Raw genomic sequence first — 16631 nt, forward strand, 5'->3', positions numbered from 1 at the left:
ATATTGGGGCTGAAGCAGAGGTGTGAATGTTCCGGTTTCTGGAGAACTTGGTCGACCCTTACGAACCCTATGACGAGGTAGACGCGCCGCCGCGCAAGCTGTGGCCGTTCCTTGTGTCATACTCACGGCCCTTCAAAACTGTTTTCGTCTGGGCGGCAGTGTTGTCGCTGTTGGTCGCCATTATGGAGGTCGGCCTGATCTACTACTTGGGCCGCGTCGTCGACCTGTTGTCGAGCGGTGAGCCCGCGCAAGTGCTAGAACAATACGGCACCGAACTGATCTTGGCGGGTGTTTTCATACTGGTTATTCGCCCACTTGTTCAGGCGGCAGACGTCGGCGTTCTGAACAACGCCATTCTGCCAAATTACGGCACCCTGTTCCGCTGGCGCGCACACAAGCATGTCCTGCGCCAATCGGTCGGATGGTTCGAAAATGACTTCGCCGGCCGCATTGCAAACCGCATCATGCAAACACCACCGGCGGCAGGCGACGCGATTTTTCAAGTGTTCGACGCGATCACGTTCTCGCTCGCTTATGCGATTGGCGCAGTGATTCTTCTGGCTGACGCAGACCTGCGATTGGTGATCCCGTTGCTCGTCTGGCTGGGGCTGTATGCGTGGCTTATGACATGGACCATGAAGCGCGTCGGACCTGCGTCTAAGGCGTCATCCGACGCGCGGTCGATGACCACTGGGCGTGTGGTGGACAGCTATACCAACATCCATTCGGTCAAACTGTTTGCCCACCATGATGGCGAGTTGCGATTCGCCAAAGAAGCCATTGAGCAGACACGTCAGACCTTCTCGCGCGAGATGCGCATCTTTACCATGATGGACGTCATGCTTGTCACACTGAACGGACTGCTGATCGTCGGTGTTGTGGGCTGGGCAATCTGGCTTTGGGGCGAAGGGAGTGCCACCGTTGGCGCCGTGGCAGCCGCAACCGCGTTGACCCTGCGGCTTAATGCGATGACCGGCTGGATCATGTGGGCGCTGTCGACTTTCTTCCGGTCCCTTGGTGTCGTATCCGAAGGTATGGAAACGATCGCCCAGCCGATTACTTTGGTGGATGCTGCCGACGCCAAACCGCTGGAGTTGCATGAGGGCGTCGTCGAATTCAAAGGACTGACCCACCACTACGGGCGCGAAAAAGGCGGGCTTGACGCCGTGTCCCTGCGCATTTCCGCGGGGGAGAAGGTCGGTCTGATTGGCCGTTCTGGCGCCGGAAAGTCAACTTTGGTCAAGCTGCTGTTGCGTTTCTATGACCCTGAAGGCGGCCGCATCGAGATTGACGGGCAGGATATCACGCACGTCACTCAAGATAGCCTGCGGCATGTCACAGGTATGGTGAGCCAGGATAGCTCTTTGCTGCATCGTTCGGTGCGAGATAACATTCTATATGGCCGACCCGATGCATCCGATGCTGAAATGATCCAAGCGGCAAAGCGCGCCGAAGCGCATGACTTCATTCTTGACCTGAGCGATCCCAACGGGCGCACAGGTTACGACGCGCATGTGGGCGAACGGGGTGTGAAGCTGTCCGGCGGTCAACGGCAACGGATCGGGCTGGCGCGAGTTATCTTGAAAGACGCCCCTATCTTGGTGCTGGACGAAGCGACAAGTGCGCTCGACAGTGAGGTGGAAGCTGCGATTCAAGACACGCTTTACGGCGTCATGGAAGGGAAGACTGTCATCGCGATTGCACACAGGCTCAGCACTATCGCCCATATGGACCGCATTGTAGTTTTGGACGCTGGAAAGATTGCCGAAGAAGGCACCCATTCCGAGCTTCTGGCTCATGGTGGGCTATATGCTGGTTTCTGGGCGCGCCAATCTGGCGGGTTTCTCAACACGGATGCTGCTGAATGACGGGCCAAATCTCTAGAGGGATAGAAACGGTGCTGAAACGCCTTGGCGACAGTATCGACCCGTTCCGTGAGGCAGACACGCCGCCACCAAGCACGTTGTGGGCCTTCTGCAAGTGGTGTCTGGCCGGCTCTTGGCCTGTGTTGATTGTGGCAGCAGTCGTTTCTGCCTTGGCTGGCACGATGGAGGCGGTCACAGCGTTGCTATTGGGTCGCGTCATCGACGCCGCAGCCGCAACCGGTCCCGTGGGTTTCTTCACCGAGAACATCGCGCTGGTTGCTCTGTTCGTTGGCTTCTTCCTGATCGTGCGCCCACTGAGTTTCGGCTTGAGTGCGGCATTCAACGGCATCGTGGTTCCACCCAACATTTACCCGCTGATACAAAGCCGCCTGCACCGTTGGACACTTGGCCACTCGGTTGACTACTTCGACAATGATTTCGCCGGGCGTATCGCCCAAAAGCAAATGCAAACCGCCCGCGCGTTGACCGAAGTCACCGCCGAAAGCATCAACGTGGTGGCATTCGCGTTGGCCTCGATATTGGGGTCGGTCTTGTTGCTTGGCACGATCAGTGGCTGGATCGCTGTAGCATTGGCTGTCTGGCTGGCCGGATACATTGTCATGATCCGCTGGTTTATGCCCCGCATTCGAAAGCGCTCGGCCGCTCGGGCGGGCGCCCGCACCATGGTGACGGGTCAGGTCGTCGACACCATCACCAACATCAAAACCGTCAAACTGTTCGGACATTCGCAATTCGAGGACGAGTCTGCCCTGAACGCGATGGCCGTTTTACGCGACCGCGCTCTGGATTTCGGCCGCTTGTCCACCGGATTCCGGTTTGCGCTGATGGCCGCTGCGGGTGTTCTGCCTGTTCTGCTTATCGGTGGGACGGTGATGCTCTGGCAGACTGGCGTCGCATCGACCGGTGACATCGCGGCGGCCGGAGCCATATCAATCCGCATCGCCCAGATGACCGGCTGGGTCAGCTTCGCCTTGATGGGCATGTATGCCAATGTGGGCGAGGTCGAGAACGGAATGCACACCCTGACCCCGCCCCACGCCTTGCTGGACAAGCAAGGCGCCCAACAGCTTCGCGTGCCCAATGGGGAGGTCGAGTTTGACCATGTGACATTCCGGTATGGGCGCGCAGTGGGTGGCATTGACGAGGTGACGCTGACCATCAAGCCAGGCGAAAAGCTGGGTCTGGTCGGTGCCTCCGGTGCGGGCAAATCGACATTGGTCAGCCTGCTCCTGCGGCTTTACGACACCGAAACAGGCGCGGTTCGGATCGACGGGCAAAACGTGTCAGATGTGACGCAGGAAAGCCTGCGCCAAAGCATTGGCATGGTCACGCAGGAAACGTCGATGTTCAACCGCTCCGCCCGCGACAACATTCTTTATGGGCGCCCCGATGCCACTGAAGACGACATGATCGACGCCGCCCGCCGCGCCGAAGCACATGAGTTCATTCTGGAGCTTGAGGATCACAAAGGGCGCAAAGGTTATGAGGCCCATCTGGGCGAACGTGGCGTAAAGCTGTCAGGTGGCCAAAGGCAGAGGATTGCCCTTGCACGCGCGCTTCTGAAAGACGCACCGATCTTGGTGTTGGACGAAGCGACCAGCGCGTTGGACAGTGAAGTAGAAGCCTCTATCCAGTCCGCGCTAGAGAACGCGATGGTGGGTAAAACCGTAATCGCCATCGCTCACCGCTTAAGCACCATTGCCCGTATGGATCGGATCGTCGTCATTGAATCAGGACGTATTGTCGAAGACGGCACACATGCGGAGCTTCTTGCGCAAGGCGACCGCTACGCACGCTACTGGCGGCGGCAGTCCGGCGGGTTTATAGGCATTGCTGAAGCAGCCGAGTAAGCACCCATGACACAGACCATTTTGCGACTGAACCATAAGGGCGAAGGCGTACCAGACGCAGGCGCGCCGATCCCACGCGTATTGCCTGGCGAAGTGGTCGAGGATGGGCGCATCGTGACGCCCTCAGCGGACCGTGTGGCGGCCCCATGCCGCCATTTCAGAAGCTGTGGCGGTTGTTCCATGCAACATGCCAGCGATACGTTTGTGGCAGACTGGAAGACCGACGTCATTCGTCTGGGTCTTGCCGCGCGGGGGATCGAGACGGACATTCGCCCTATTCTTACATCTCCCGCTCAATCGCGCCGACGCGCGACATTGCACGGACGGCGAACCAAGAAAGGGGCGATGATCGGCTTTTTCGGTCGCGGGTCCGACGCGCTGATAGAGGTTCCAGACTGCAAGCTGCTGGACCCTGCTTTGGTGGCGGCGTTTCCGGTTCTCGAAGAGCTGACCGTCGCCGCCGCGTCTCGAAAAAGCACAGTTGGTCTGATGGTGACCTTGTCTGAGAGGGGTCTTGATATCGATATCCTCGACGCCAAACCGTTGGAGCCGCAAGTCATTCTGGAAATGGCGGCATTGGTGGAGCGTCATAAACTCGCACGGCTTAGCTGGGACGGGGAAGCCGTGGCAACCCGCGAGCCACCGGTCCAGTCATTCGGCGCTGGTAAAGTCACCCCGCCCCCCGGCGCATTCCTGCAAGCTACCGCACATGGACAGGCAGCCCTAAGCGCCTGCGTTCAAGAGAGCCTCGGCGACGCCAAACAGGTTGTTGACCTCTTTGCAGGCTGCGGCACCTTCACATTGCCCGCTGCCGCCAAAGCCGAAGTTTGGGCGCTGGAGGGGGAAGCATCGCTCATCGCAGCGCTCGATGCTGGCTGGCGCAAAGCGACGGGGCTGAAGAAAGTGAAGGCAGAAACCCGCGATCTGTTCCGCCGCCCGTTGTTGCCGCAGGAGCTGCGCAAGACGGATGCGGTAATCATCGACCCGCCCCGTGCAGGCGCAGAGGCACAAACGATCGAACTGGCGCAAAGCAGCGTTAAGCGCATAGCAGCAGTATCGTGCAACCCGATCTCTTTTGCGAGGGATGCAGAAATCCTCATCAAAGGCGGATATCGCCTCGATTGGGTGCAGCCCGTGGATCAATTCCGCTGGTCATCCCATGTGGAGCTTGCCGCGCAGTTCACCAAACCCCATATGGGCTGAAACCCTTCTAACTGGAGCCTTCATGTCCCTGCGCGCCCGCACGCAAGCCGTTCTAGACCGCCCGCTGACCCGCAACTTCATTCTAGGCGTGATCCTGTTCAACGCGATCATCCTCGGGCTGGAAACTGTGCAACCTGTGATGGACGCGGCAGGCCCGCTGGTCTTAGGGCTTGATAGTATCTGCCTTGCGATATTTGTGCTGGAGCTTGGCTCAAAATTGTTCGCCCAAGGTGGGGCGTTTTTCCGCAAAGGCTGGAATCTATTTGATTTCGTAATCGTCGGAATCGCACTGATCCCCGGCTCTGGCGCATTCTCGGTGCTGCGTGCATTGCGCGTTTTGCGGCTGCTGCGCGTGCTGTCGGTCGCGCCATCTATGCGCCGCGTCGTAGAGGGGCTGGTCACAGCCTTGCCCGGAATGGCATCCGTGTTTTTGCTGATGGCACTGTTGTTCTACATCGGCGCAGTAGTCTCGACCAAACTGTTCGGCGCAGCTTTCCCTGAATGGTTCGGCAACCTTGGCCTATCGGGTTACACCCTATTCCAGATCATGACGCTGGAATCATGGTCCATGGGCATCGTACGCCCTGTTATGGAGGTCTACCCTTATGCGTGGCTGTTCTTCCTGCCATTCATATTGGTCACGACCTTCGCAGTGGTGAACCTTCTGGTCGGTCTGATCGTGAACTCGATGCAGAACGCCCACTCAGAGGAAGAGCATGCAGCGACAGACAGCTACCGCGACGACGTTATGGCACGCTTGAACGAAATCGAACGACTTATCAAAGCCCGCAATTAAGCGCGGCGCGTTGCGATGTCAGCGATCCCTAGGGTTTCAAGCACCTTGGTCTCGATCTGAGGCGCATTCATCGCGGCGACGGCATACATGTCGGACGGGCTGGCTTGGTCGATGAAGATGTCGGGCAAGACCATGGAGCGGTATTTCAGTCCCGCATCAAACACGCCGTTCTCCGCCAGCAGCTGCGCCACGTGGGAGCCGAAACCGCCGATGGCGCCTTCCTCGATGGTGATCAGCGCCTCGTGGTTGCGGGCAAGGTTCAGGATCGCGTCTTCGTCCAGTGGCTTGGCAAAACGCGCATCAACCACGGTCGGGGTGATCCCTTTGGCCGCGAGGTTTTCAGCGGCTTTCATCACCTCTGACAGGCGCGTGCCGAAAGATAACAGCGCGACACGGTTGCCGTCTTGGATCAGGCGGGATTTGCCGATTTCAAGGATCTGGCCTTTTTCCGGCATCTCGACGCCAACGCCTTCACCACGGGGATAGCGGAAAGCGATAGGGCCATCGTCATAGGCCACGGCAGTGGCGACCATGTGGACCAGCTCCGCCTCGTCGGCGGCGGCCATGACAACCATGCCGGGCAGGTTGGCCATGAAGGCTATGTCAAAGCTGCCTGCGTGCGTTGCCCCATCAGCCCCGACCAGACCGGCGCGGTCGATGGGGAAGCGGACGGGCAAGCGTTGCAAAGCCACGTCATGCACCACTTGGTCATAGCCGCGTTGCAGGAAGGTCGAATAGATCGCGCAGAACGGCTTCATGCCACCCGCCGCCAGACCAGCGGCGAAGGTGACGGCATGTTGCTCCGCGATGCCCACGTCGAAGGTGCGGGACGGATAGCGTTCGGCCATCAGGCCAAGGCCCGTGCCGTCCGGCATGGCGGCAGTGACAGCGACAATCTTGCTGTCCTCGGCCGCGTGATCCACCAACGCCTTCCCGAACACCGAGGTGTAGCTGGGCGCATTGGAGGGGGATTTCTTTTGCTTGCCGGTGACGAAGTCGAACTTGGCGGTGGCGTGGCCGCCATCGGCGGCGTTTTCGGCGGGGGCGTAGCCTTTGCCCTTTTTGGTGATCGCGTGGATCAGCACCGGACCGTCAGCGCGGGATTTGACGGTGCGCAGGACGGCGAGCAACTGCTCCATATCGTGCCCGTCGATGGGGCCGACATAGGAGAAGCCGAGTTCTTCGAACAGAGTGCCGCCAACGGTTGCGGCTTTGAGCAGCTCCTTGGCGCGGCGGGCGCCTTCTTGGAAAGGCGGAGGCAACAACGAAACCGCGCCCTTGGCGGCGGCTTTGAATTCCTGGAACGGCGCGCCCGCATACAGGCGGGACAGGTAGGACGACATGGCTCCCGTAGGTGGCGCGATCGACATTTCGTTGTCATTGAGGATGACGATCATCCGCTTTTTCAGATGACCCGCATTGTTCATCGCCTCATACGCCATACCGGCGCTGATCGAGCCGTCGCCGATTACGGCGATGCAGTCGCCCAAGCCATGCTCGGGTGCACCACCTAAGTCGCGCGCGACAGCCATACCAAGCGCGGCGGAAATGGAAGTCGAGGAATGGGCCGCCCCGAACGGATCGTATGGGGACTCGGACCGTTTGGTGAAGCCGGACAGGCCGTCCTTTTGGCGGATCGTTCGCATTTGGTCGCGGCGTCCGGTGATGATCTTATGCGGGTAGCACTGGTGCGACACGTCCCAGATCAGGCGGTCCTTTGGTGTGTCAAAAATCGCGTGCAATGCCACGGTAAGCTCAACAACACCAAGACCAGCGCCCAGATGGCCACCGGTTTCAGACACAGCATAAACGGTTTCCAACCGAAGCTCATGTGCAAGCTGGGTCAGTTCGGCATCGGACATGCCTTTCATGTCAGCGGGGGTCTTCACCCGATCCAGCAAGGGCGTCTGCGGTCTATTGCTCATCTGCGTCGTCCTTCACGTGTCGCGGTCTATGACAAACCGCGCCGCTGCTTTTAGGTTGTCCGCCTCTTCGCCGTAAGGGGAAAGGGCGTCGCAGGCCTGCACTATCAGTTCACTCGCGCGGGCCTTGGCCCCCTCCATACCAAGGAGAGACACGAATGTCGCCTTTCCGGCGTCTGCATCTTTTTGCAGGCGTTTCCCTGCTTTTTCGGCATCACCTTCGATATCCAAGATGTCGTCCGCAATCTGGAAAGCAAGGCCAAGGGCTTGCGCATATTGGCGCAGAGGTTGCGGGTCTGCCTCGGCGAGGATCGCGCCAGCTTGGCCCGACCATTCGATAAGCGCACCTGTTTTGCCTGCTTGCAAGCGAGTGATCTGCTTAAGGGTTAAAGGCGTGGCAGCGGTTTCGGCAGCAATATCGAGCGCTTGGCCAAGCACCATACCTTCGGCCCCAGCGGCTTTAGCCAAAGACGAAATCAACGCAAGTCGCACCTCGGCGTAGGCATCCAAATTTGACAGCAGGTCAAATGCAAGAGTTTGCAACGCATCGCCAGTCAGCACGGCGGTGGCCTCATCCCATTGAATGTGAACCGTCGGCATCCCGCGACGCAGATCGTCGTTATCCATGCAGGGCAAGTCGTCATGAACAAGGCTATACGCGTGGATCATCTCGATCGCTGCTGCCACTTGATCTGTCACCTCGGGATTCACATCGTGCAGCCGTGCGCCTTCCATAACCAGAAACGCCCTAAGCCGCTTACCGCCCGTGCAGGTGTAGCGCATGGCATCCGCAATCACGCCGTCCAACGGTTTCATCGCGGCGTCTAGTGCCGTTTGCACGCGGGTTTGTGCGTCAGTCAGAGCGACTTGAAACACGGGCGTTACAGGCCTTCGACCGGCGTCGTTCCCGTAGCTTGGCCATCACTGCCAAGTGTAATCTGTGCAACTTTTTCTTCTGCTTCCTTAAGCTTGGTCTCACAGCGTTTCTTCAGCTCTGCGCCACGCTCATACAGTTTGATGCTGTCTTCCAAAGGCACGTCTCCGCGCTCTAGTTGGCCGACAACCTGTTCCAGCTCGGCCATGGCCTGCTCGAAGCTCATTTCGTTTACATCAGTGTCAGCCATGGGTGCCTCGCTCAATCAAAACTTCCAGATGCGCGCGCGTGGACGCAGCGAGGGCATCAAGATCATATCCGCCCTCCAAAGTCGAGACGACGCGGCCTTCACAATGCGTATCGGCGACATCGCACAACTGCTCCGTCGCCCAGACGAAATCGGCTTCATCCCAATTCAGATTTGCTAGGGGATCATTGCGATGTGCGTCAAACCCTGCGGAGATCAAAACCAGCTGCGGTTTGAAGTCGTTCAAGGCCGGAAGCACAATCCGTTCGTACACTTTCCGAAGTTCTGCCCCGCCAGAATTCGGCGGAAGAGGAATATTCAAGATGTTGCCGGATGTGCCAGTTTCATCAGCCGCTCCAGAGCCGGGATAGAGTGGCATCTGATGGCTTGAGATGAACAATGCGCGACCTTCGTCCCACAGAAGGTCTTGCGTGCCATTGCCATGGTGCACGTCAAAATCCACGATCGCAACGCGCTCCAACCCGTGCACGTCCAAAGCATGCTTGGCGGCGATTGCCACGTTCCCGAACAGGCAAAAACCCATCGGTGTTTGTTTCTCTGCGTGATGGCCTGGTGGGCGCATGGCGGCAAAGGCGTTCTGAACGTCGCCATTCAAAACCATATCAACAGCTGTGGTCATAGCACCGACGCCCCGATAGGCAGCGTTTAAAGACCCCTCAGACATGTGCGTATCTGCATCCAACGCGATTGACCCTGAGTTTGGCGCAGCGGCTTTGATTGCATCAATATGAGCCTGAGGATGAACACGCAAAATATCAGCATCTGTGCCCATCGGCGCCTCGACCCTTTGCAAGCCGGTGTGATCCATCGCGTCCAGCGCAGAATAGATCGCCATGAGCCTGTCAACACGTTCAGGATGCCCCGGAGGTGTGACATGGTTCAAACAATCGGGGTGGGTCAGAAGGGCAGTGGTCATCAGATTTCCTTAGTCAGGCGCAAGCATATAGCCGGAGCCGCGCACCGTCTGCAAATAGCGCGGTTGCTTGGGATCGGCCTCGATTTTCCGCCGCAAGCGAGTAATCTGAACATCCACCGCGCGTTCCTGCGCCTGCCCGCGGTCTCGGCCAAGGTCTTCGACCAACTTGGCGCGGGAGACAGGCTCCCCGGGGCGTGCGGAGAATATCTTCATAAGCTGGACTTCGGTCGCCGTGAGTCGGATCAAATCCTCTCCGCGCCACATCTCGCCGCGCTCGATATCATACCGAATTTCGCCGAGCGACAGCGATTTTGGCACCTCAAGAACTTCTTCGGTCTGTGGCACGCGGCGCAGGATCGCATTTATCCTCAACAACAGCTCTTTTGGCTCGAACGGCTTGGGCAGATAGTCATCAGCACCGGCTTCCAGACCCGAAATTCGGTCGCTGCTTTCGCCTTTCGCAGTCAGTAATAGGATCGGTATATCGCGGCTTTGGCGCAATTCACGGGTGAAGGTAATCCCGTCATCTCCCGGCATCATGACGTCCAGCACGATCAAATCAAAGTCCAACCCTTCCAGCAGCCGTCTCGCATGGGCGGCATCGCGGGCAGATGTCGTCCAAAAGCCGTTGCGGCTGAGGAATTGCTGGATCAGTTTGCGGATGCGTTCGTCGTCGTCCACGATTAGCAAATGGGCGTCATTTTGAGATGGCGACACTTACGAACCCTCCTTGAATGTTTGGAAATGTCGGCGCATTTCGGGATCCATGATCTGCTCCAAGACCTGTCGGAAACCGGCGACCGCATCTGGGCCGGCATCGCGATACGCTGCGCGCATACGCCCACGCTGCGCTTCGGAAAGCTCTTTCTCCAGCTCCTGACCGGTGTCTGTAAGATACAGATGACGCTCCCGCCGATCCTGTTTCCCAACGCGGCTTTCCACCAGACCGTCTTCAATCAGGGCGCGCAATACGCGGTTCAGCGACTGCTTAGTGACACCTAAGATGTCGAGCAGGTTGTTTACCGTGGTACCGGGGCTGCGCTTAATAAAGTGGATCGCGCGATGATGCGCACGCCCATACGCGTATTCTTGCAATATACGATCAGGGTCGGCGGTAAAACCGCGATAAGCAAAAAACATCGCCTCAATCCCGCGACGCAATTGGTCATCGGTCAAAAAGAGAAGCCCCTCCCCACTGATGGGCGTTTGACCCGTCCCTCGGTCTGACATCGGTAGTCCCTCGCGTTCCTTGGTTGAAGTCAGTTTATGTCAGCCTTGTTGACTTTCCAAGTATCGAATGGTACCGAATCGCCAGTTTAATGAAATATTGTGTCCGAAACGGGCCTATATCGCGCAACAAATGAAAAGGATGAAGGCAATGGCTGGTGGATATGACGATCGTGATGGCGTCATCTGGATGGATGGCAAGCTGGTGGACTGGCGCGATGCCAACGTCCACATCCTGACCCACGCGCTGCATTACGCCTCTTCTGTGTTCGAGGGTGAGCGTTGCTACGACGGCAAAGTCTTTAAAAGCCGACAGCATTCGGAGCGCTTGCTGAAATCAGGCGAACTGATGGATATGGCGATCCCCTATACCGTCGATGAAATCGAAGCTGCCAAACGCGCCACGCTGGATGCCAACAAACTGACCAACGCCTACCTTCGCGTTGTGGCTTTCCGTGGTGCAGGCGAAGACATGGGCGTCGCCGCCTCTCGCAACCCGATCCGCATGGCGGTGACGGCTTGGGAGTGGGGCAACTACTATGGCGACGCTAAGATGAAGGGCGCGAAGCTCGACATTGCGAAATGGAAACGCCCCAGCCCCGAGACCATCCCTGTGGCGGCCAAAGCGGCGGGTCTCTACATGATCTGCACCATGTCCAAACACGCGGCGGAGGCCAAAGGCTGCTCTGACGCCATGTTCCTAGATTATCGTGGCTATGTGGCCGAGGCGACAGGCGCCAACATCTTCTTCGTGAAGGACGGCGAGGTTCACACCCCATTGGCCGACGCCATCCTAAACGGGCTGACCCGCCAGACGGTGATTGGCATGCTGAAAGATCGCCAGATCAAAGTGCACGAACGCCACATCATGCCCGAAGAACTTGAAGGCTTCGAGCAATGTTGGCTCACCGGATCTGCCGCAGAAGTGACACCGGTCGGCTCAATCGGCGACTACAACTTCGAGGTTGGCGCACTCGTGCGCGATATCGCAGAAGGTTACGAGAAGCTGGTTCGGGCCTAAGCCTCGATCCCGCGCTCAATTCTGGAATACTGCTGAGGCCGTCCCGAATCTTTCGGTGCGGCCTTTTTGCGGCGTTGCAGCGCGAGCGTTGCAGCACTAGGCATGTCTTTGAGTTGCAAGGAAAATGCGAGCCGTTTTCCCACCTTGGTTGACGACGGGGATGGCTTGTCGAGGATATGTCTCATGCAAGTGTCTCCTTTTGGTTGTCGAGATACCCTAGCACAAAAATCTAGGAATTTGGAGGTATGGATAAACTCAGTCTTCAACACTTCCCTTAAAACTGGCTTCTAGCGAGATCCACTCCCTGCCAAAGAAGGGCGCGAACCTGTGGGAACGCGACGATGACAACGACAAGAACCTGAACCCAGATGATCATGTTCAGTTGCCGCGCGAAAGGTTGCTTCACCGTTTTGTGGCGCAACCGCTTCTGAGCGATTTTGGCAGCGGGCGTGCCACCGACAGCAGACCACATCAACAGATTGGACTCACTTATTCTGCCCCCACGCATGCGCGATCTGCGCTTGTCGAAGGCGAATAAAGTGTAAGTCAGAAGGTTCACCAAGCCCAAGTAAGCCGCGGCAATCGCCAAAGGTAACAGTGAGTCCGGCATACTACCCCTGTGGCGTCATGGCTTTGCGGGCCTGCTTGCGCTCTTTGCCCAGCTTCCCCTCGCGCCAGATAATCAAGATGCCGGCACAAACGATCAGCGCGATACCAACGAGCATTACCGCTGTCGGCACCTCGGCGAACACAAAATAGCCAATCCCAAGCGCAAGCAGGATCGAGAAATACTCAAACGGGGCCACCACGGATGCATCGGCGTATCGGTAGCTGGATGTTAGGAATATCTGGCCGATCCCCCCACATAGGCCCGCACCGATCAAAGCGGCAGCCTCGGGGCCAGTGGGCCAAACCCACCCAAATGGCAAAGTCATGAAGGATAGGGTGGAGGCAGTAACTGCGAACCAAAAAACGATCGCTGAGGTCGGCTCCGACATGGTGAGTTTGCGCACGAAAACATGCGCCAACCCAGCCATGACAGCTGACCCGAAGGCGAGGATTGCTCCGATTGCCAGATAGGGATCTTTGCCGGCGTCTGAAAACGCGGTCAGGCGAGGCGACATAATGATCAGGACCCCAATCATCCCAAGCGCGACGGCCGTCAAACGAAACGCGCGGACGCGTTCACCAAGGAACATTGCTGCGAATATGACGACAAGAACCGGCTGTGCGTACTGGATCGCTTTCACCTCGGACAAGGGCAACAATCCCAAAGCCGCAAAGCCCATCGACATGGCCGTGACCCCGACAAGGCCGCGCCAGAAATGGCCAAGCGGGTTGTCGGTTTTCAAACCTGTGCGCAACTCGCCTCGCATCGCGATCCAGACGAGGATTATTGGCAGCCCAAAGAAAGATCGGAAGAACACCGTCTCCCCCGGTGGCACGCGAACGGAAGCGATTTTAATGAGTGTCGCCATACCCATAAAGAAGATCACAGCGCCGAGCTTGGACAGTATGGCAATCAGGGTGTTCTGTTTGGGGGTATCCATGAACGCACCCTAGGATAGCCCTGCTTCAGGTTCCATGCCTTTGAAGTCGGGCGCGTGATATAGTCGTGTGCCCGTAGCCTCGATCTGCATCATTGTGCCTTGAACCTCGGCATTCGGACCGGGGCCAGGCTCACGCAGAACGACGGCGTGTATGCGACCAGCATGTCGGGCAATCGCATCAAGGTATACCTGAGCATCATGCTGACCGGTATCCCCAATCAAGATTGCGGGCAGGGTCGGGTTGGCCGCAAGGATGGTGTCGATGCTGCTGCCTTTGTGATCGCCATGGGTGCCGGTCACAAACTGGCTTTCGCTTATGCCAAGATCACGGAGGAACATGGGGCCGCGAACCAACGCTGCATGGGTGAAAATCTGCTCCAGAAAGTAGTGAAAATTCCATGGGCTGGAACTCACATAAAAGACGGGATTGCGTCCTTCATCCGAAAGCCGAGTCATCATAGAAACCGCATCCGCGAACACGCGACGCGTTAGCGCATTGCCTGTAAGTGACGTCCAAAGGTTCTTCCACAACACATAGGCACCGGTTTCAATCATTGTGTCGTCGATATCCGATATCACCAAAAACCGAGCATCCTCTCGGGGGACCAATGCAGGGCAAGTGGCAAGATCCTCAAAGCCTTCAATGCTTACGGCAACCTCGTGCCAGCCCGAAGCTTGAAGGCGCGGAAGTGTCAGACTGAAATATCCCTCGTCATCACTGGTGGCTGATGTCTCACCCGCCCTCACTGTCACGTCTGCAACTTCGTCAGTCAGAAAAAGCGAAAGCATCTGTCGGATGTTTGTCATTAGGCGCTGACCATCGGCTGGTTTGTTTCGCGCGATTTTGGACAGCACGCGACCCCGTATGACCAACGACTCGGGTGTAGCGTAACCGATATAAGGGTCAATCACACGACCCTTTCCAGTGCGCCCGAACCAGCGATCTATAAGGGTCTCAAGCTTGAGCGCAGCGAGGTGGAGAATACGCTTCATGGTCGCGCGCCCTACGCTCTATTACAAAAACACCCGCTCTACAGCCCAATAGCCGCCAACGATTGCGATAAAGACCGACGCTGGAATCGAGATGCGCGCGCGGTACCACGGCTTCTTACCAAACCAGTACCCAACGGCGAGGAACGCAAGCGCAATGACCGTAAGCTGCCCCACTTCGACGCCGACGTTGAAGCCGATAAGTCCCGCAACAAAGCGTCCGGGAGCCAAGCCGAACTCCCCCAACACGGATGCGAAGCCCATGCCATGCAGTAAGCCAAATGCGAAAATCACAATGGGGCGCCACCATGTGATGCGGCTGGTGAAAATGTTTTCAACCGCGACGTAGACAATGGATGCCGCAATCAACGGCTCAACAATCGCAGGATTGACCGAAATGTAGCCAAGGCTCGCCAGCGCCAAAGTAATTGTATGCGCCGCGGTAAAAACGGTGACTTGTGTGATCAAGGGGCGCAGGTGAAGTGATAGAAAGAACAACCCTAGTACAAACAGGATGTGATCCAGACCCTTTGGAATAATGTGATCGAAGCCCACTCCGATGTAGCGCACGAATACCGACATAGCGCTTTCGGTCGCAGCTCCCGCGCGCGGGAGTGGCTCGCTCAAAGCACCATTTTCCAGATAACCCGCATAGGCGTCATCGCCGCCTTCGGTCTGGCGAATAATAATCGGCCCGTACGCACCTTTCCATCCGGCCTGCACATCGCTTGCGTCAGATGGAAGAACACCACGCAACTCAATCGTTGTGTCTCGTGGCAGTTCCAGATCAGGCTGATCCAAAACGTCTACTGATACCAACTCAAGGTTAACCGGCGCCTCGCCTGCCAAAACGGTGATTCCACTGGCAATGTTAGCCCAAGCAGTCTGGAACCGCGTTTTCAGGTCCTCCGGTGGCAGCGCTCTCAAGGCATCGTATAGATCGGCGTCAGGCGCCTCATTCGTGTCTTGCAAGCCTTCGAGATTGATACCCGCTATCAGCGGTTCAGCAGTCATGCGGATTTTCATCGTAACGGAATCTTCGGACAAGGTCACATCAGCAATCGCCGGACGGATTTCGTGGGCCGCCACGCTAGACGCCAAAGTGATCACTGCAAGCATTGACAACAGCACAAGTTGCCCCAGCATGTAGGGCATGTTTTTCAAAGGAAACGTCATGTCGTCTCTCCGCCTCTTTCGCACCGTTGCATTGTTTTTGTGGGCGGCGACTTCCGCCCAAGCGCACGAGTTCTGGATCTCGCCGGAGGTCTACGAAACCCCGAAAGGTGGCGAGATTCAAGCCCATCTTCGGGTTGGTCAGGAATTCGGTGGCGCATCGTATTCCTTCAATCCCAACCAGTTCGAGCGCTTCGATCTTGTAGCAGGCGACCAAGTGATCCCCGTGACAGGACGGCTCGGCGACACACCCGCGTTGGGCATGACATCGCCTGCCGACGGATTAATAACTATCGTGCATGAGACCGGAGACAACATCCTGACCTACAAAGAGATGGAAAAATTCGAGAAGTTTGCCAAGCACAAGGATTTCGAATGGGCCGTGACGCGACACATGGAACGCGGCCTCCCGACTGATCGGTTTATGGAGCGTTATCGTCGCTACGCCAAAAGCCTTGTCGCTGTGGGCGATGGCGCCGGAGCAGATCGCGAGGTTGGTTTAAAAACCGAGATCGTCGCACTCGCCAACCCTTATACAGACACCGTCGATCAGTTTCCGGTAAAAGTTCTTATGGATGGCAAGCCGCGCGTGAATGCCCAGATTGAGCTTTTCGACAAGGCACCGGACGGAGAAGTTACAATAACACTGTATCGCACGGATGCGGACGGCATCGGAACGTTCCCTGTCTCCCGCGGCCATGAATACCTTGTTGACGCTGTCGCGTTGCTTCCGCTCGAAGAGGGGGACGCGACCAAGTACCCGGTCTGGTCTTCCATCTGGGCGTCCCTGACATTCAAGGTTCCAGAATAGAAGAAACCCCCAGCCTGACGATCAGACTGAGGGCTCCTTAATCACGTAGCACCCGACGCGGCGATCTGGGTGGGGGCTGATCACACCGCGTCGAGCTTGAGTTCACACTCGCTACAAGTCTTGTTTCGACGATAAGTGAGGCCG

Annotated in this window: 17 protein-coding genes; 6 read left to right on the forward strand and 11 right to left on the reverse strand. The window is 57.5% G+C overall.

The genetic code is table 11. The features are described 5' to 3' along the window. Positions 1-26 precede the first annotated feature (26 nt). Genes BM352_RS02590 through BM352_RS02605 form a run of 4 tightly spaced genes read left to right on the forward strand, consistent with a single transcriptional unit; the run spans position 27 to position 5735 of the window. Positions 27-1868: an ABC transporter ATP-binding protein gene (locus BM352_RS02590; protein WP_090212147.1), complete on the forward strand. Its 1842-nt coding sequence runs from the start codon at positions 27-29 to the stop codon at positions 1866-1868. Further along, positions 1865-3736: an ABC transporter ATP-binding protein gene (locus BM352_RS02595; RefSeq protein ID WP_090212150.1), complete on the forward strand. Its 1872-nt coding sequence runs from the start codon at positions 1865-1867 to the stop codon at positions 3734-3736. Before BM352_RS02590 ends, BM352_RS02595 begins: the two co-directional genes overlap by 4 nt. Before the next feature lie 6 nt (positions 3737-3742). Then, on the forward strand, positions 3743-4939 hold the full coding sequence (locus BM352_RS02600; RefSeq protein ID WP_090212153.1) for a class I SAM-dependent RNA methyltransferase: 1197 nt from the start codon (positions 3743-3745) through the stop codon (positions 4937-4939). 22 nt (positions 4940-4961) lie between these two features. Then, positions 4962-5735, forward strand: a complete 774-nt coding sequence (locus BM352_RS02605) for an ion transporter (protein ID WP_090212155.1) — start codon at positions 4962-4964, stop codon at positions 5733-5735. Here BM352_RS02605 and dxs read toward each other — a convergent pair. The 6 genes from dxs to BM352_RS02635 are packed head-to-tail and all read right to left on the reverse strand — an operon-like array spanning position 5732 to position 10945. After that, complete coding sequence (gene dxs / locus BM352_RS02610; protein WP_090212158.1) at positions 5732-7660, reverse strand: 1-deoxy-D-xylulose-5-phosphate synthase; 1929 nt, start codon at positions 7658-7660, stop codon at positions 5732-5734. The genes BM352_RS02605 and dxs overlap by 4 nt on opposite strands. A gap of 12 nt (positions 7661-7672) precedes the next feature. Continuing rightward, positions 7673-8533, reverse strand: coding sequence for a polyprenyl synthetase family protein (locus tag BM352_RS02615; protein WP_342713419.1), 861 nt, complete (start codon positions 8531-8533; stop codon positions 7673-7675). A 5-nt stretch (positions 8534-8538) separates the two neighbouring features. After that, the gene (locus BM352_RS02620; protein WP_090212160.1) at positions 8539-8781 is read right to left on the reverse strand and encodes an exodeoxyribonuclease VII small subunit; all 243 of its coding nucleotides are present in this window, start codon (positions 8779-8781) and stop codon (positions 8539-8541) included. Beyond that, on the reverse strand, positions 8774-9715 hold the full coding sequence (locus BM352_RS02625; protein ID WP_090212163.1) for a histone deacetylase family protein: 942 nt from the start codon (positions 9713-9715) through the stop codon (positions 8774-8776). The genes BM352_RS02620 and BM352_RS02625 overlap by 8 nt, the downstream gene beginning before the upstream one ends. 9 nt (positions 9716-9724) lie before the next feature. Beyond that, positions 9725-10432 carry a response regulator gene (locus tag BM352_RS02630; RefSeq protein WP_090212165.1) on the reverse strand — a complete coding sequence of 236 codons (708 nt, stop codon included), beginning with the start codon at positions 10430-10432 and terminating at the stop codon, positions 9725-9727. Further along, positions 10433-10945, reverse strand: coding sequence for a MarR family winged helix-turn-helix transcriptional regulator (locus BM352_RS02635; RefSeq protein ID WP_090212167.1), 513 nt, complete (start codon positions 10943-10945; stop codon positions 10433-10435). A 148-nt stretch (positions 10946-11093) separates the two neighbouring features. On the opposite strand from BM352_RS02635, the gene BM352_RS02640 reads away from it, so the two are divergent. After that, the gene (locus tag BM352_RS02640; RefSeq protein ID WP_073144237.1) at positions 11094-11963 is read left to right on the forward strand and encodes a branched-chain amino acid aminotransferase; all 870 of its coding nucleotides are present in this window, start codon (positions 11094-11096) and stop codon (positions 11961-11963) included. Here BM352_RS02640 and BM352_RS02645 read toward each other — a convergent pair. From BM352_RS02645 to BM352_RS02665, 5 genes are all read right to left on the reverse strand, one after another. Further along, positions 11960-12148, reverse strand: coding sequence for a hypothetical protein (locus BM352_RS02645; RefSeq protein ID WP_090212170.1), 189 nt, complete (start codon positions 12146-12148; stop codon positions 11960-11962). The genes BM352_RS02640 and BM352_RS02645 overlap by 4 nt on opposite strands. 89 nt (positions 12149-12237) lie before the next feature. Further along, complete coding sequence (locus tag BM352_RS02650; RefSeq protein ID WP_090212173.1) at positions 12238-12573, reverse strand: DUF1294 domain-containing protein; 336 nt, start codon at positions 12571-12573, stop codon at positions 12238-12240. Position 12574: 1 nt separating this feature from the next. After that, positions 12575-13513: a DMT family transporter gene (locus BM352_RS02655; protein ID WP_090212176.1), complete on the reverse strand. Its 939-nt coding sequence runs from the start codon at positions 13511-13513 to the stop codon at positions 12575-12577. 9 nt (positions 13514-13522) lie between these two features. Further along, positions 13523-14506, reverse strand: coding sequence for a phosphatase domain-containing protein (locus BM352_RS02660; protein ID WP_090212178.1), 984 nt, complete (start codon positions 14504-14506; stop codon positions 13523-13525). Between the two features lie 21 nt (positions 14507-14527). Beyond that, complete coding sequence (locus tag BM352_RS02665; RefSeq protein ID WP_245780894.1) at positions 14528-15679, reverse strand: HupE/UreJ family protein; 1152 nt, start codon at positions 15677-15679, stop codon at positions 14528-14530. Here BM352_RS02665 and BM352_RS02670 point away from each other — a divergent pair. After that, on the forward strand, positions 15678-16487 hold the full coding sequence (locus BM352_RS02670) for a DUF4198 domain-containing protein (protein ID WP_090212181.1): 810 nt from the start codon (positions 15678-15680) through the stop codon (positions 16485-16487). The two genes, BM352_RS02665 and BM352_RS02670, sit on opposite strands and share 2 nt — an antisense overlap. Positions 16488-16631: the final 144 nt, after the last annotated feature.

Source organism: Litoreibacter janthinus, from assembly GCF_900111945.1.
Taxonomy (GTDB): Bacteria; Pseudomonadota; Alphaproteobacteria; order Rhodobacterales; family Rhodobacteraceae; genus Litoreibacter; species Litoreibacter janthinus.

Bases quoted from the DNA above. Each gene is read 5' to 3' on its own strand.
- BM352_RS02590 (WP_090212147.1), top strand. From the start codon at position 27: ATGTTCCGGTTTCTGGAGAACTTGGTCGACCCTTACGAACCCTATGAC.
- BM352_RS02595 (WP_090212150.1), top strand. From the start codon at position 1,865: ATGACGGGCCAAATCTCTAGAGGGATAGAAACGGTGCTGAAACGCCTT.
- BM352_RS02600 (WP_090212153.1), top strand. From the start codon at position 3,743: ATGACACAGACCATTTTGCGACTGAACCATAAGGGCGAAGGCGTACCA.
- BM352_RS02605 (WP_090212155.1), top strand. From the start codon at position 4,962: ATGTCCCTGCGCGCCCGCACGCAAGCCGTTCTAGACCGCCCGCTGACC.
- dxs (WP_090212158.1), bottom strand. From the start codon at position 7,660: ATGAGCAATAGACCGCAGACGCCCTTGCTGGATCGGGTGAAGACCCCC.
- BM352_RS02620 (WP_090212160.1), bottom strand. From the start codon at position 8,781: ATGGCTGACACTGATGTAAACGAAATGAGCTTCGAGCAGGCCATGGCC.
- BM352_RS02625 (WP_090212163.1), bottom strand. From the start codon at position 9,715: ATGACCACTGCCCTTCTGACCCACCCCGATTGTTTGAACCATGTCACA.
- BM352_RS02635 (WP_090212167.1), bottom strand. From the start codon at position 10,945: ATGTCAGACCGAGGGACGGGTCAAACGCCCATCAGTGGGGAGGGGCTT.
- BM352_RS02640 (WP_073144237.1), top strand. From the start codon at position 11,094: ATGGCTGGTGGATATGACGATCGTGATGGCGTCATCTGGATGGATGGC.
- BM352_RS02645 (WP_090212170.1), bottom strand. From the start codon at position 12,148: ATGAGACATATCCTCGACAAGCCATCCCCGTCGTCAACCAAGGTGGGA.
- BM352_RS02650 (WP_090212173.1), bottom strand. From the start codon at position 12,573: ATGCCGGACTCACTGTTACCTTTGGCGATTGCCGCGGCTTACTTGGGC.
- BM352_RS02655 (WP_090212176.1), bottom strand. From the start codon at position 13,513: ATGGATACCCCCAAACAGAACACCCTGATTGCCATACTGTCCAAGCTC.
- BM352_RS02660 (WP_090212178.1), bottom strand. From the start codon at position 14,506: ATGAAGCGTATTCTCCACCTCGCTGCGCTCAAGCTTGAGACCCTTATA.
- BM352_RS02670 (WP_090212181.1), top strand. From the start codon at position 15,678: ATGTCGTCTCTCCGCCTCTTTCGCACCGTTGCATTGTTTTTGTGGGCG.
- BM352_RS02665 (WP_245780894.1), bottom strand. From the start codon at position 15,679: ATGACGTTTCCTTTGAAAAACATGCCCTACATGCTGGGGCAACTTGTG.